This is a genomic window from Dactylosporangium sp. CA-092794 (assembly GCF_050948465.1).
Lineage (GTDB): Bacteria > Actinomycetota > Actinomycetes > Mycobacteriales > Micromonosporaceae > Dactylosporangium.
Map to the genome: position 1 here is coordinate 5,691,521 of NZ_CP192044.1, position 13,161 is coordinate 5,704,681.

A 13,161-nucleotide genomic window follows, 5' to 3' on the forward strand; every position below is an offset into this window, starting at 1 on the left:
TAGACCGACAATGGAGGCTGCCATGGCCGCGACCAATGCCCGCGTGGCCCGTTTCGCGTCCGACCTCGCCGAGGATCCGGCGGGAGCCCTGAACTCCCTGCGCGCCGACCTGCAGACCGCCGGTGGCCCGTTCGTGGAGCGGGTGTCGGCTGCCGAGGTGGATGTCACCTTCGTGTACGTCGCCGACGTGACCTCGGTGCAGTTGCGTACCAGCCTGCTGCGGCTGGCCCAGCCGAAGATCGCCGCGCCCATGGAACGGATCGCCGGCTCCGACGTGTGGCATCTGACCGTGCGCGCACCGTCCACTGTGGCCGTTGCCTACAGCTTCCTGTGCGATCCACCCGCGGTCGGTGAGACGCTCGCCGAGATGATGGAGGTCTACTCCGACCCGCAGGCGGCGGAGCGGTTCCAGGTCGCGATCGAGACAGCGAGCAGGGTCGATCCCTTCAACCCGGGCCGGATGCCGCGGGAGGTCGACTTCGCAACGGGGAGAGCCGTCGACTCCGTGCTCCTGCTTCCCGACAGCACCTACCGGCCCGACACCGCGGATGCCCCGGCCCCGCCGCTGGACGAGCACGAGCTGGACGGCCGTCGGATCAGCGTCTACCAGCCCAGGAGCGCCGGGCCCGCGGACAGCCTGCCGCTCGTGGTCCTCCTCGACGGCGACGTGCTGCTGCGCGGTGAACTGCACCGAAGGCTGGACGTCGCCGTCGAGGCCGGACTGCTGCCGGCTGTCCGAGTGGTCTTCTGGCACAACCTGACGCTGACCTCCCGGATGGCGGAGATGGCCTGCAACCCGGCCTTGGCCGATGCGCTGGCAGATCGCCTGCTGCCCTTGTTGCGTGAGAAGTACGGGGTACCGGAGGATCGCAAACATCGGGTCATCGGCGGCTTCAGCATGGGCGGTCTGGCAACCGCCCACATCGCGCTGGCCCGGCCGGACGCCTTCGGCGCGGCGATGCCGCTGTCCGCCGTGCTCTGGTTCACTCCCGATCCCGGCGCCGAGCCCGGTGAGTGGCTCACCCGGCAGTACCGCCAAGCCCCGGTGACCGACACCGCGTTCTACGTGTCCGCGGGGCAGCTGGAGGACGTTGCTGTGGATGCGCCTGGCGTGGCCCCGGGCACCACGTTGGTCAGCGCCGCCAGGACCTTCTACGACACCCTGCAGGCCAAGGGGTACGACGTTCGCGGCTTTGCGGAGATTCCGTCCGGACATGAGTTGATCAACGTCTATCAGTCGCTGCAGGGTGGCTTGTCGGCACTGCTGCCTCGCCCGTCACGGTGCGCGCCCGGAGGTTCTGATCCGCCGCCGCTACGGGCGGCCCCACGGAAGGCAACCGTATGACCGTGACCAGCCACCAAGCACGAAGCGACGCTCCGCTGCGGCGGCCGGACCAGTTCTACATCGCAGGGGAGTGGGTCGCCCCGTCGACGACCGCCACAATCGAGGTCGTCGACCCGACGACGGAGGAGCTGTACCTGAGGGTCGCCGACGCGCAGCCGGCCGACATGGCACGGGCGATCGCCGCGGCGCGGACCGCCTTCGACACGGGCCCGTGGCCCGGTCTCACCCACGCGGAGCGAGCCGGCTACCTGCGCGCGATCGCCGACGGCATCCGCGGCCGCGTCGACGACGCGAGTGGTATCTGGTCACGCGAGGCCGGGGTCGTGCATCGGATCGCCCGGTTCAGCATCGGGACGCTCCCGGCGGTCTACGACTACTACGCCGGTCTGGCCGACGACTTCCCCTTCGCCGAGCGCGCCACACCGGGCGGCGGGGGAGAGTACGGCCTGCTCGTCCGCGAACCGGTCGGCGTGGTCGGTGCGATCGTGCCGTGGAACGCGCCCATGCAACTGATCGCGTACAAGATCGCTCCAGCCCTGCTCGCGGGCTGCACGGTGGTCCTCAAGGCATCACCGGAGGCACCCGGCGGTGCCTACCTCATGGCCGAGGTCGCGGAGGCCGCCGGGTTGCCGCCGGGTGTCTTGAACGTCGTCACCGCCGATCGGGAGGTGTCCGAGCTCCTGGTGACGGATGCGCGAGTCGACAAGATCGCCTTCACCGGCTCCACGGCCGCGGGGCGGAGGATCGCATCGCTGTGCGGAAACCGCATCGCGCGCTACACGCTGGAACTCGGCGGCAAGTCCGCCGCGGTCGTGCTCGACGACGCCGATCTACAGCAGACCGCGCTCGCGCTGTCGCGTGCCGAATGCTTCCTCTCCGGCCAGGTCTGCTCGTCGCTGACCCGGATCATCGTCAGCCGGCATCGGCACGACGCGCTCCTCGATGCCCTCGCGGCCTCGTTCTCCGCGGTCCGCGTCGGTGACCCGTTCGAGGCCACGACGGAGATGGGACCGCTTTCGGTCCGCCGGCAGCGCGACAAAGTGCTCGGCTACATCGAGCAGGGCAAAGCCAGCGGGGCAACGCTCGCGGCCGGTGGCGGCCGTCCGCGGCACCTCGATCGCGGCTGGTTCGTCGAACCCACGGTCTTCGGCAACGTCGACAATTCCTCGACGATCGCGCGCGAAGAGATCTTCGGTCCGGTCCTGACGGTGATCCCCGTCGACGACGAGGCCGCCGCAGTTCGTACGGCGAACGACACCATTTACGGGCTCAACGCCTCCGTCTTCACCGATGATGTGGACCGGGCGCTGGCCGTGGCCCGACAGCTCCGTTCGGGCACCGTGGGGCACAACGACTTTCGTACCGACTTCGGGATCGGATTCGGCGGCTTCAAGCAGTCCGGCGTTGGTCGGGAGGGCGGCCGTGACGGGCTGCTGCCCTACCTGGAGTCGAAGACGATCATCCTGAACGCTACCCCTGCGGACGCCCGTACCGAGGGCTGACGCTGCAGCTGTTCCCGTGCGACCGCTACGGCGGAGCGCTGAACGGCCGCTGGAGATCTGCCGCGGCGAGTGCCTAGCCGGGTCAGGACCTCCGTCCGCGTCCGGGGCGGCTGGGCCGCTCGGCAGGCCGGCCCGGGCTGCTGCGGGGAGTGTCACGCGGGCGGCAGAGCGGGGGCGGACGTAAGTCTCCGTGATCATGATGCTCGCGGTGGCCGTTCTGCGGGTTTTTCATGATCCAGGAGACTTGTGGTACACGGGTGTACATCAGCGCTCCGTGATCATGAAAAACCGTTGGCGTCAGCGCCAGTTGCGCATGATCACGGAGACTTCCGGTCGCTGCGCCGCGCTTTCGCGGCATGCGGCGCTCGACGTGTCGGACCTCATCGCCGACCGTGCCCCCGTGTCCGAGCCGGGACCTATACGTTCGCGGCTCGGCGACGACACCACCGGTCACGGTGGAGGCGCCTGCCACGGCGGACCGGATCCCCAAGAAGTAAATGTCAAGTAACAAGGCTCTTGTGATGCCCGTCTCCCTGTGGTGCACTAAGCCCGGAGGTTGAGCCTGGGGTGCTGGCCTCCAGCGTCGTCAAGGCGGTCGAGATGTATATTGAGGTTCACTGCTCGTGGCGAGGGGCGCAACTCGGCCGCTTACCCAACGCGGGGACGAGCCTTCGAAGACCATGTGCAGGCGGGACCACCCGATCCGCGCCTGTACCGGATGAGAGGTTTCGTGAATGACCGAACCGTTTGTCCGCTCCGGCCGGCGGATGAGAACCATCGCCGAGGTGAAGGCCCGCGCCGCGAAGTTCGCCGGCGCATTGCGGAAACGGGGAGTTGAGCACGGCGACCGTTACGCGATCGTGCTGCGCAACGAGATCGCCTTCCTCGAGGTCAACCTCGCCGCGAGCCCTATCGGTGCCGTCCCGGTGCCGGTGAACTGGCACTGGACGGGCGAAGACCTCAAGCATCTGCTCACCGACTCCGGGGCCAAGGTCGCCGTTGTGCACTCGGACCTGATTCCCGGCGTCGAGGCGCAGATGCCCGCGGGACTGCAGATCATCGAAGCCGAAGTGCCGGAAGAGATTCGGCAGGCGTACCGCCTCGGCGACGTCCCGCTGACGGGCCGCTATCCCGTCCTCGAAGACTGCATCGACGAGAGCGAGCCGCCCGCCGAGCTCAGCAGTGCCCCGCCGATGGCGGTGATCTACACCTCCGGAACGACCGGCCTGGCCAAAGGGGTCATCCGCGAGCCGGTCGCGGCGGAGGCCGCGTCGGATCTGTCCGCGTTCCTGGCCGACCTGCTCGGTCTTGCTCCGGGCCGCACGACCGTGATGTCCGCACCTCTATACCACTCCGCGCCGAACGTCAACCTGACCTTCGCGGCCGCTCTCGGCATGAACATCGTGATTCTTCCGAAGTTCGATCCCGAAGAGTTCCTGCGGGTGATCGAAGCGCACAGAGTCGACGTGGTCCAGCTCGTGCCGACGATGTTCTTGCGGCTGCTCCGGCTCCCGGAAGCGGTCCGCGACAAGTACGACATCTCCTCGCTCAAGGAGGTCGTCCACTCCGCGCAGGCATGCTCCACCGACCTGAAGCGCGCCATGATCGACTGGATGGGCGAAATACTCTCCGAGTACTACGGCGGCTCCGAGGGTGGGCCCTGGACCAAGTGCGACACCGCGGAGTGGCTGGCGCACCCCGGCACGGTGGGCAGGCCGGTGCGGGACGCGGCGCTGCGGATCGTCGGTCCGGACCAGCAAGAGGTTCCCGCCGGAGAGACCGGCGTCATCTACGGCCGCTCGCCGTCGTTCTGGCCCGGCTTCACCTACCTCAACAACCAGGCCAGGCGCCAGGAGATCGACGGGGGAGACGGGTTCATCACGGTCGGTGACGTCGGCCATGTCGACGAGGACGGCTATCTCTTTCTCACCGATCGGCTCAACGACATGGTGATCTCGGGTGGTGTGAACATCTACCCCGCCGAGATCGAGACCTGCCTGCTCAGCCTCGACGGCGTGCAGGACGTCGCCGTGTTCGGCATCCCTGACCCGGAGATGGGCGAGTCGCTCGCCGCGCACGTCGAGCCGATGCCGGGTGCCGAGCTCACCGCGCACGACGTCCAGGACCATGTTCGGAACAAGCTGGCCAGGTACAAGGTCCCGAAGGTCGTCGTGTTCGAGGAGAGGCTCCCTCGAGAGGATTCGGGAAAGTTGTTCAAACGACAGTTGAAAGCGAAGTACTGGCCGGCAAAGGCGGGCGCATGAGTAGGTTCAGTCTCTCGTCCCGGTCTCGGACGTTGGTGGCCGGCCTGGCGGCGTCCATCGCACTGACCGTCCCGGCGTCCGCCGGCCCTGCCGCCGCGGCCCGGCCACCGGGCGGCGAGCCGGTTCGTTCCTGCCAGAGTCTCACCCGCGTGACGCTGCCCGGCAAGGTGGTGACCAGCGCCACCGTGGTCGATGCGACCGGGGCGGTTCCGGCGTACTGCGACGTTCAGCTCACGGTCGTCGACCCGGCATCGGGTGCTCCGTTCCGCGTCGGGGTGTTCCTCCCCCTCACGACGTGGAACGGGCGCTTCATCGGGACCGGCGGCGCGAGCTATTCGGCGGGAGGGCCGGGCGCTCCCTGCGACTGGGGCGTCGGCGGCGGATACGCCCCGTGCTCCTTGTCCGGCGGATACGCGACCGCGAGCTCGGATGCCGGGGCGGGAACCGACGGAACGTTCGTGCTCAATGCCGACAACACCCTCAACCTGCCGGTCATCGACAATTGGGGTGCTCTCGCGATCCATCAGACGGCGGTGACGGCCAAGCAGGTGATCACCGCCTTCTACGGCCGGGGACCGGCGTTCTCGTACTTCCAAGGTGGCTCGGGGGGCGGCCGCCAGGCGATGATGGAGGCGCAGCGCTACCCGCACGACTACGACGGCATCGCCGTGTTCTGGCCCGCGCTCAACCTGTCACGGCTGCTGCCGGCGGTGCTGTGGCCCGAGGTCGTGATGAACGTGGAACATCACTTCATCCCGCAGTCGACATTTGCCGCCGTGAACGACCGGGTGATCGCCGCGTGCGACGGGCTCGACGGTGTCCGGGACCAGATCGTCGCGAACTGGCAAGCCTGTCGCTTCGACGCTCGAACGTTGGTTCCCTCCGGCCTGATCACGGCGCAGGAAGCCGATATCGTGAACAAGATCTGGCAGGGCCCGCGGGGGACGGATGGCGAATTCCTCTGGTACGGCTTCGCCGCCGGAACGCCACTGGACGTGTCAGCCGGCACGATCACCCAGGACGGGGTCACGACCCCGGCACCGCGGCAAGATGCTCTGACGTGGGTGACGCACTGGGTTCTGCAGGACCCGGCCTTCGACTGGCGGACCATCACCTACGAGTCGTTCGCCGGCATCTTCGAAAAGTCGGTCGCCATGTGGAATCGAAGTGTCGGCGCCGCGGACCCGGACCTGTCCGCGTTCCGGGCGGCGGGCGGGAAGATGATCATCACACAAGGGACATTCGACAACTCGATCCCGATGCAGGGAACCATCGACTACTACGACAAGGTGGCCGCGCGGATGGGAGGGATGAACAGGGTCAGCCAGTTCGCGCGGCTGTTCCTGGCCTCCGGTGGCGGGCACGACAGGCTCGTGTTCACCCATCCACATCCAGGTCTGATGCCGGCCGGCTACGTGAGCGCGGTGCCGAGCTCAAGTAGTGCCCTGGGCGCACTCGTGAGCTGGGTCGAACACGCGAAGGCTCCCGAGCGGCTGCTCGCCACGGCTCAGGGTCAGGGCGCGGCGAGCGGCATGACGCGGCCGCTGTGCATGTATCCGCTCGTCGCCCGCTACACGGGCCACGGCAGCACCAACGACGCCAAGAACTTCGTGTGCGGCAGGAGCTATCTGGGGTCGTAATCATCGCGTCGTCGAGTCGGCCCGGGGCCGCGGTGCCGGGGAACGCTCCTGCCCCGATTCCCGGGCCGGCTCACCGAACTCGCTGCGCCGTCCCGGGCCCGGGCTCTTCGCGGGTTCCGGCGGTCGCCGCACGTAAGGTGTAGACGTGACAGCCCCAGGTACCGATGTACGCCGGCAACGCCCTCGCAATCGCAAGCAGCTGATCCTCAACGCGGCGCGCGATTTGCTGGTCGAGCTCGGATATCCGAGCGTCACGATGGCGATGATCGCTGACCGCGTCGGAATCACCGCCGGTGCCCTGTATCGGCATTTCGGGAACAAGGCGGATATCCTCGAGGCCGTCGTCGCGGAGAACTTCGCCTGGCTGAGCGAGCCCGTTGACGCGGTCGGCTTCGACGCGACGATGGAATCGCTGATCGCGCGGATCGCCGACCATCCGTATCTCACGGATCTGTGGCTCCACGAGGTCCGTTACCTGTCGGACGACAGCCTGAACCGGTTGCGTCGCCGGATGCGAAACTGGCAGCGGTCACTCGCCCCGATCCTCAGGGAGTTGCGCACCGACCTCGACAACGGCCAGCAGGACTTGCTGCTGTGGGCCCTGGCTTCCGTGCTGTCCTGCTTGAGCAGAGCTTCGCTGCATGCCCCGGATGCTGTTCGGCTGCCCGCGGTGAGGTCCGCGATCCGGGCTGTGACCTCGGCCCCGCTGGCGCCGACCGGGCCCAAGCTCGACGGGGTGGGTGCCCGATCACTGCCGGTGTCGATGCGCGAGCGTCTGCTGCTCGCCGCCTTCGAGCAGTTCGGCTACCGCGGCTTCCACGACACGTCGATGGCCACCATCGGCGCGGCCGCCGGCGTGACCGGTCCGAACCTGTACGGCTACTTCGAGAGCAAAGCCGACATCCTGCGTGCCGTTCACGAGCGAGCCGCCCATGCGCTCTGGCTCGGTCTCGACAACGTGCTGGCCTCGGGAGGCGATCCCGGCGAACTGCTGCGGGAGGTCGCCCGCTCGTACGTTCGTCTTGCGAGGACCTGGGCGTGGACGCTCGACGACCCGATCGGCAAGGCGGATCTGGGGGACAGCTTCAAGCTGGTCCAGCGAGAGTACGTCGACGAGTGGGTCGCGCTCCTGACCCGATCGCTGCCCGAGCTCGAGCCACGGCAGGCGCGGGTCCGAGTCCAGATCGCCCTCTCTGTCGTGTCCGATATGTACCGTATTCCGCGCCTCACGTTCCGCGCGTCGTTCCAGGACAACCTGGTCTCCCTCGTGCTGGCGATCCTGCACGACGGCCCTTGGGCAACGGGCTCGGACAAGTGATCGGCGGGTAATCGGGATTTACTTATGCCGCGCACATCAGGGTAGGGGCAGCCAACTTCGGGCCCAGAGGCCTGATCGTCCGTTGACTTAGCGCGTGACGCGTCGTAGCTTGTTGACCGGACGACCGACCGATTCCGGTCTCTGCCGATGGATGATCCTGGAGGCGGCTGCCGACATGACCCAGACTCTCGACGAGCTCGCGCGCACGAACCTCACCAGCCCCGAGATGGCGTTCTCGCCGTTCGCCTTCTACGCGGATCTGCTCGAATCCGCGCCCGTGCTGTGGAGTGAGCGGCACCACGCCTGGCTGATCAGCAGGTATGACGACGTCTCGGCGGCGTTCCGGCACGAGCAGATGGGTGCCGACCGCATCACGCCGTACCTGAAGAACCAGCTCAGCGAGGCGGAATCCGAGCGCTTCGGCCGCGTGTTCGAGATCCTCGCCAAGTGGCTGGTCTTCCTGGACCCGCCCGACCACACGCGGCTGCGGAAACTGATGCACAAGGCGTTCACGCCGCGCGCCGTGCAAGCGCTGCAAGGCAAGATCCAGCAGACCGCCGCCCGGCAGGCCGCCGCGGTCAAGGCTCGCCTCGAGGCGGGTGAGGTGGTCGACCTGGTCGCAGAGTTTTGCGAGATCATCCCGCCGGCGATCTTCTCGGAGATGTTCGGGTTCTCCCCCGAAGACGGCGACAACCTCAAGACCTGGACCGAGGAACTGGGGATGTTCATCAACGGGGCACCGGCCGGGCCCGGTCGCGACGAGCGAGTGCGGGCCGCCGTGGAGGGGCTGGAAACCTATTTCCGCGGATCGATCGAGCAGTACCGTGCCAAACCGGTGGACGACATCCTGTCCGTGCTGGTCCAGGCCAGCGATGACGGCGACGCACTGTCGGACACCGAGCTGATCGCCACGTGCATCACGCTGATCGACGCCGGCTACAAGACGGTCCAGAACGCGATGTGCAACGCCATCTACCTGCTCCTGCGGTCCGAGGACGGCTGGGAGCGCCTGGCGAGCGAACCGAGCCTGCGGACCAGCGCGGTCGAGGAATGTCTGCGCCTGATGGGCCCGGCCAAGACAACCGTGCGGCGGGCGCGGGGTGACATCGAGTTCGAAGGCGCGTCGATCAAGGACGGGGACCGGGTCTACCTCGTGCTCGCCGCGGCCAACCGTGACCCGAGGCGTTTCGATCGGCCCAACGATTTCGTCATCGATCGCGAGGACAACCAGCATCTCGCGTTCGCCCAGGGTATCCACTTCTGCCTCGGCTCGGCGCTGGCCCGCCTGGAGCTCACCAGCAGCCTGGCGGAGCTGGTCACCCGCGTGCCGAGGCCGGAGCTCGCGGTGCCCGCGGAGGAGCTGCCGTGGCACCGGGTGCTGCTGCTCAGCGGCCTCGAGCGGCTTCCGGTGCGCCGGGCGGGCGATCGCGCATGACCGCGCAGCGAAGGCGCGTCATCGTCGACCGCGACGTGTGCGTCGGCTCCGGCTGGTGCGTGAACCTGGCCGCCGCCGCCTTCGAGATCGATCCGGTCGACGGCAAGGCTCGCGTCCAGGCTTCGGCCGGCGGGACGCCCGACGAGCTCGAGGAGGCGCTGGACAGCTGTCCGGTGTCTGCGATCTCGTTCGCAGGAGGGACCGAGTGACCAAGAAGCTGCTCGCCTACGCGACGTACCGTCCGCACTACCGGCTCGCCCGGAGCGCGATCAACGCTGCCCTGGCCGATGCGGCCCCTGTCTCCGGCGGGCGCACCGTCGCCGGCTACGACGAGGACGCGGTCACCATGGCCGTGGCGGCCACCCGGCGCCTCGGCGGCGGTGTCACGGTCGCCGACCATCTCTACTTCGGTACGACGAAATCCCCCCTCCTCGACAAGTCCTGCTCGCTGACCGTCCACGCGGCAAGCGGTATGCACGACCGCGCCTTCGTCCTCGATCTCACCGGTCTGCGGTCCGGTTTCGGCGCCCTCAAGGCGGCCTCGCAGACCGGTGGCGTCGCCGCGATGGCCGACCTGCGGACCGGCCGGCCGGGGTCGGCCGAGGAGCTCGACGGCGGCGACGGCGCCGCGGCGTTCCTCTTCGGCGACGCAGACGACGCGGTGGCCGAGGTGCTGGGCTCGGCCTCGGTACCGATGGAGGTCATGGATGTATGGCGGGCGCCGGGTGCCAGCTACGCGCTCGTCGGTGAGGACCGCTTCGTCCAGCACGTGCTCGGCAAGGCGGTCCGGGAGCTGGTGACCGAGCTGGGCAAGGTCACCGGCTACACCGGCGCCGCCACCACGTCCGTCGTCTCCACGCTCAACCGCCGGCTGGCCGGCGCGCTGGCGGCCGCGACCGGATCGGAGCGGGTCGCGGCGGCCCAGGAGGCCCATCGCCAGACGACCGGTTTCTGCGGAGCCGCCGACATCGGCCTGTTGCTCGCGGCCGCACTCGACGCCGCCGCGGCAGGCGACACCATCCTGGCGGTCTCGGCGGGTGGTGGGGCCGACGCCGTGCTGCTCAGGGCGCTCAAGGACGGGCCGTTCGCGACCGGCGCCGGACGTGACGGGCCAGGAAAGGACGTCGGCTACCACCAGTACCTCACCTGGCGCGGCGAAATCGGTCGTGAGCCGGCGCGCCGGCCGGCGCGTCCACCGGTCGCGCCCCCGCCGGCCTTCCGCGACAGCGCCTGGAAGTTCGGGCTCGTGGGGTCGCGGTGCCGCAACTGCGGCAAGGTCTACCTCCCGCCGGAACGAGTCTGCCGGTGCGGTGCGGTCGACCAGCTCCAGCCGTTCCCGGTGGCCGACCTGACCGGGACGATCGTCGCTCACTCGACCGACGGCCTCTCGGACAGCCCGAACCCGCCCTCCGTCGCCGCTCTGGTCGACTTCGGCACCACCGGCCGGCTGCTGCTCGAGCTCACCGACGCGGCACCCGAGGACATCGCCGACGACGCCGAGGTCGAGATGACGTTCCGTCGCACCTACGCGGTCGACGGCGTGCCCAACTACTTCTGGAAGGCCCGCCCCAAGAACAGGAGCTCGACGTGACCCGGAGCCTGCGCGACCGTATCGCCATCGTGGGGATGGGCTGCACGAAGTTCGGAGAGCTGTGGGACACGTCGGCCGACGACCTGGTGATCGAGGCCGCGCATGACGCCATCGCCTCGGTCCCGGGGCTGACGAAGGACGACATCGACGCCTACTGGTACTCGACGCTGGCGTCCGGCCACGCGGGGCTCCCGCTCGCCAAGGCGCTCAAGGTCGAGCGGCCGGTCACGCACGTCGAAAACTTCTGTGCGAGTGGGTCGGACGCGTTCCGCAACGCGGCGTTCGCCGTGGCCGCCGGGGTGTACGACGTGGCGATGGCCGTCGGAGTGGAGAAGCTCAAGGACAGCGGCTACTCCGGGCTCACCGTGCACGAACCCCCCGGCAACAACACGGCGAGCGAGGTCAGCCCGCCCGCGACATACGCGTTGCTGCCGTCGGCCTACAGCCGCGCCTACGGCGTCGCACCCGGCGACGTCCGGCAGGCGCTGACACACATCGCATGGCGCAACCACGCCAACGGCGCGAAGAATCCGGAGCGTGCGCAGTACTCGTCGATCGTACCGAAGGAGAGGATCGAGCAGGCTCCCAAGGTCGCGGGTGACCTCAGCGTCTTCGACTGCTCAGGGGTCGCGGACGGGGCAGCCGCCGCGATCATCGTGCGGGCCGAGGACGCGCTGAAGTACACCGACAAGCCCATCTATCTCAAGGGCATGGCGCTCCATGCCGGCATGAGCAACGGCGCCGCTACCGCCGGCGAGCAGCACGCCTCGTTCCCCGAGGTCGTCGCCTGCGCCGCGCGGGCCTACGCCGAAGCGGGCATCACCGACCCGCGCCGCCAGCTCTCCATGGCGGAGGTGCACGACTGTTTCACGCCGACCGAGATGATCCTGATGGAGGACCTCGGGTTCTCCGGCCGGGGCCAGGCCTGGCAGGACGTCATCAACGGCGATTTCGACCTCGACGGCGTTCTCGCGGTGAACCCCGACGGCGGCCTGAAGTCGTTCGGCCACCCGGTCGGCGCCAGCGGCCTGCGCATGATCTTCGAGCTGTGGCTGCAGCTTCGCGGCGAAGCCGGTGCCCGGCAGCTCGCGGATCCGCGGCTTGCGCTCTCGCACAACATGGGCGGCATGCCCGGCGAGTTCATCTCGTTCATCGGGATCTTCGGCAAGGAACTCGGCTGATGGCCTCGATGCCCATTCCCGAACCGGTTCCGGGCCGCACCGGGGTGCTCGTCGTCGGCGCCGGGCTGATGGGCTCGGGCATCGCACAGGCGGCGGCCATGGCCGGCTACGACGTGGAGGTTGTCGACCGGGCCGAGGCGTTCCTCGAGGGCGGGAAGGCGCGGGTTCGCGAGAGTCTCGAGCGCTTTGCCCGCCGTCCCGACTACACCGGCGATCACCCGGCGCAGGTGGCGGGCCGTATTGCCTGGTCCACGGTCGTCCGGACCGCGGCCGAGCGGTGCGACCTGGTCATCGAGGCGATCTCGGAGGACCTCGACGCCAAGCAGGCGCTCTTTCGCGACCTCGCGGAGTGGACGGGCGACTCGGTGCTCCTGGCGACCAACACCTCGCAGTTCCCGATCGGCAGCGTGGCAGCGGCCTGCACGGCGCCCGAGCGTGTCGCCGGTATGCACTGGTCGAACCCGCCCCCGGTGATGCCGCTGGTGGAGATCATCAGAGGCGAGGCCTCCGATCCCGCCGCGGTGGCCGCTGCGCAGGCATTCGTGCGCAGCTGCGGCAAGGAGGTGGTGACCTGCGAGAAGGACGTGCCCGGCTTCATCGCGAACCGGTTCAGCGGTGCGCTGTTCACCGAGGCCATGCGTCTGGTGGACGAAGGCGTCGCCGACCCTGCCGAGGTCGACGCGGTCGCCAGGCTGATGCTCGGTCACCGGATGGGGCCGTTGGAACTCTTGGACTTCGTGGGCCTTGACACCGCGCTCAAGGGCTTCACCACGATGAACGCCCGCTACGGCGGCGGCCGCTTCTATCCACCGCCGATCCTCGCCAAGCTCGTGTCGCAAGGCCACTACGGACGCAAGACGGGCTCCGGCTTCTACGAGGAGTGAC

The 13,161-nt window shown here is 68.7% G+C and carries 11 protein-coding genes; all 11 read left to right on the top strand.

The features are described from left to right. Window positions 1–22 precede the first annotated feature (22 nt). The 11 genes from ACQPXD_RS24460 (at window position 23) to ACQPXD_RS24510 (ending at window position 13,160) form a co-directional block, all read left to right on the top strand. On the top strand, window positions 23–1,345 hold the full coding sequence (locus tag ACQPXD_RS24460) for an alpha/beta hydrolase (RefSeq protein ID WP_432842325.1): 1,323 nt from the start codon (window positions 23–25) through the stop codon (window positions 1,343–1,345). After that, entirely contained in the window at window positions 1,342–2,847 is a 1,506-nt protein-coding gene (locus ACQPXD_RS24465; RefSeq protein ID WP_432842327.1) for an aldehyde dehydrogenase, read from the top strand. Before ACQPXD_RS24460 ends, ACQPXD_RS24465 begins: the two co-directional genes overlap by 4 nt. Before the next feature lie 190 nt (window positions 2,848–3,037). Then, on the top strand, window positions 3,038–3,355 hold the full coding sequence (locus ACQPXD_RS24470; protein ID WP_432842329.1) for a hypothetical protein: 318 nt from the start codon (window positions 3,038–3,040) through the stop codon (window positions 3,353–3,355). A gap of 259 nt (window positions 3,356–3,614) precedes the next feature. Beyond that, window positions 3,615–5,111: an AMP-binding protein gene (locus ACQPXD_RS24475; protein WP_432842331.1), complete on the top strand. Its 1,497-nt coding sequence runs from the start codon at window positions 3,615–3,617 to the stop codon at window positions 5,109–5,111. Window positions 5,112–5,260: 149 nt separating this feature from the next. Beyond that, the gene (locus ACQPXD_RS24480) at window positions 5,261–6,751 is read left to right on the top strand and encodes a tannase/feruloyl esterase family alpha/beta hydrolase (protein ID WP_432842333.1); all 1,491 of its coding nucleotides are present in this window, start codon (window positions 5,261–5,263) and stop codon (window positions 6,749–6,751) included. A 145-nt stretch (window positions 6,752–6,896) separates the two neighbouring features. After that, window positions 6,897–8,069: a TetR/AcrR family transcriptional regulator gene (locus ACQPXD_RS24485; RefSeq protein WP_432842335.1), complete on the top strand. Its 1,173-nt coding sequence runs from the start codon at window positions 6,897–6,899 to the stop codon at window positions 8,067–8,069. A gap of 175 nt (window positions 8,070–8,244) precedes the next feature. Next, the gene (locus ACQPXD_RS24490) at window positions 8,245–9,504 is read left to right on the top strand and encodes a cytochrome P450 (protein WP_432842337.1); all 1,260 of its coding nucleotides are present in this window, start codon (window positions 8,245–8,247) and stop codon (window positions 9,502–9,504) included. Further along, window positions 9,501–9,713, top strand: coding sequence for a ferredoxin (locus ACQPXD_RS24495; protein ID WP_432842339.1), 213 nt, complete (start codon window positions 9,501–9,503; stop codon window positions 9,711–9,713). The genes ACQPXD_RS24490 and ACQPXD_RS24495 overlap by 4 nt, the downstream gene beginning before the upstream one ends. Continuing rightward, the gene (locus tag ACQPXD_RS24500; RefSeq protein ID WP_432842341.1) at window positions 9,710–11,095 is read left to right on the top strand and encodes a zinc ribbon domain-containing protein; all 1,386 of its coding nucleotides are present in this window, start codon (window positions 9,710–9,712) and stop codon (window positions 11,093–11,095) included. Before ACQPXD_RS24495 ends, ACQPXD_RS24500 begins: the two co-directional genes overlap by 4 nt. After that, the gene (locus tag ACQPXD_RS24505) at window positions 11,092–12,276 is read left to right on the top strand and encodes an acetyl-CoA acetyltransferase (RefSeq protein WP_432842343.1); all 1,185 of its coding nucleotides are present in this window, start codon (window positions 11,092–11,094) and stop codon (window positions 12,274–12,276) included. Before ACQPXD_RS24500 ends, ACQPXD_RS24505 begins: the two co-directional genes overlap by 4 nt. Next, window positions 12,276–13,160 carry a 3-hydroxyacyl-CoA dehydrogenase family protein gene (locus ACQPXD_RS24510; RefSeq protein ID WP_432842345.1) on the top strand — a complete coding sequence of 295 codons (885 nt, stop codon included), beginning with the start codon at window positions 12,276–12,278 and terminating at the stop codon, window positions 13,158–13,160. Before ACQPXD_RS24505 ends, ACQPXD_RS24510 begins: the two co-directional genes overlap by 1 nt. Window position 13,161: the final 1 nt, after the last annotated feature.

Excerpts from the sequence above, each read along its gene's own strand:
- ACQPXD_RS24460 (WP_432842325.1), top strand. The coding sequence starts at position 23 with ATGGCCGCGACCAATGCCCGCGTGGCCCGTTTCGCGTCCGACCTCGCC.
- ACQPXD_RS24465 (WP_432842327.1), top strand. The coding sequence starts at position 1,342 with ATGACCGTGACCAGCCACCAAGCACGAAGCGACGCTCCGCTGCGGCGG.
- ACQPXD_RS24475 (WP_432842331.1), top strand. The coding sequence starts at position 3,615 with ATGAGAACCATCGCCGAGGTGAAGGCCCGCGCCGCGAAGTTCGCCGGC.
- ACQPXD_RS24490 (WP_432842337.1), top strand. The coding sequence starts at position 8,245 with ATGACCCAGACTCTCGACGAGCTCGCGCGCACGAACCTCACCAGCCCC.
- ACQPXD_RS24495 (WP_432842339.1), top strand. The coding sequence starts at position 9,501 with ATGACCGCGCAGCGAAGGCGCGTCATCGTCGACCGCGACGTGTGCGTC.
- ACQPXD_RS24510 (WP_432842345.1), top strand. The coding sequence starts at position 12,276 with ATGGCCTCGATGCCCATTCCCGAACCGGTTCCGGGCCGCACCGGGGTG.